Raw genomic sequence first — 1115 nt, 5'->3', positions numbered from 1 at the left:
GTTTGTAGTTTATTATTCATGTTTAATTCCTTGTTGGATTCGTTGATAAATTTCCTCACGATGCACAGGAATATCTTTTGGTGCTTCAATTCTGATTTTTACTTTACTACTTTGAGTTCTTAATACTGTTATTACGATATCGTCACCTATCATAATTTTTTCTTGTGGGCGGCGAGTTAGGGTTAACATTTTTGTCTCCTTGATCATATTATGCTGATTTACCTTTTTATTTTCACTTTTGAATAGTGTTATCTTTGAAAGCTCCTACATAAACTAAGAAGGAAGTATTATGTCCGTTTATTCGAATTTATTTATCGAAATTCAAAAAGCTATTTTCCCCGCGTATGGCGCCTTCTACACCAGCCAAAACATGATTTCTAAGGGTGATCCTGATAGCGCCAAAATACATTCTTATTTAATTTTATTGCTTGAAATAGTTAGCTATGAATACCGAAAACAGCATGCAACAATATTTGAGCCGTTAAGAGGTGACAAGGCTCTTAAGCATTTACTGTTTACTCGGTATCAAGTTTCCCTTCGGGAGCTGGAAGCCAATCCGCTCGAATGGATTGTTTTTGCTCTTCTGAAAGACCTTGCCCCGGAAAATCTACCTCAGCAAGCCTGGAGTTACGTAAATAGTTTAAAGCTGAACAAAGACGCATCTGGCATTGATTGGAATCTAAAAGTAAATTGGATTCTTGGTTCAGGTGAACGGACTCTGAAAAAGGCTGATGAGCAACAAGAGAATTAATTTCAAGTTCCAATGAATCTACTGCTTTCGATACAATACAAAGTGCTCTTTCACGGCGATTAAGTGTATTAAGTTCATTTTGAAGCCATGCAATAAGTTCATAAAGATTTAAATTAGCAGCGTAAATAAAAGGTTTGTCGCCACAGGGTAGCGATTGCTGCCCTTTAATTTGGTTATTGTTTATCTCAGTCACCAAAGTATTATTGATATTAGTTACTGGCTTTTTCATTTTTATGCCCTCAGAATTAAATTGTTTATTTCAGTTACGATTAACTATTTGACCCATCCAGCCAAGGATTACATATGCAGGCGCTAATAACCTTTTTGCCTCTTCCCTGTCATTTGCCTGAGTCCTGACACAGGT

Annotated in this window: 2 protein-coding genes; both read right to left on the bottom strand. The window is 36.3% G+C overall.

All coding sequences use genetic code 11. The features are described from left to right. Nucleotides 1-12: 12 nt before the first annotated feature. Nucleotides 13-189, bottom strand: a complete 177-nt coding sequence (csrA, locus tag ABLA76_RS17900; protein WP_047964142.1) for a carbon storage regulator CsrA — start codon at nt 187-189, stop codon at nt 13-15. Nucleotides 190-515: 326 nt separating this feature from the next. Further along, nucleotides 516-980, bottom strand: a complete 465-nt coding sequence (locus ABLA76_RS17895; protein ID WP_348988945.1) for a hypothetical protein — start codon at nt 978-980, stop codon at nt 516-518. Between the last annotated feature and the right edge of the window lie 135 nt (nt 981-1115).

It is taken from the genome of Xenorhabdus sp. SGI240 (assembly GCF_040081915.1).
GTDB lineage: Bacteria > Pseudomonadota > Gammaproteobacteria > Enterobacterales > Enterobacteriaceae > Xenorhabdus > Xenorhabdus bakwenae.
This window is presented reverse-complemented; position numbering and strand designations above follow the sequence as displayed.

Excerpts from the sequence above, each read along its gene's own strand:
- ABLA76_RS17895 (WP_348988945.1), bottom strand. The coding sequence starts at position 980 with ATGAAAAAGCCAGTAACTAATATCAATAATACTTTGGTGACTGAGATA.
- csrA (WP_047964142.1), bottom strand. The coding sequence starts at position 189 with ATGTTAACCCTAACTCGCCGCCCACAAGAAAAAATTATGATAGGTGAC.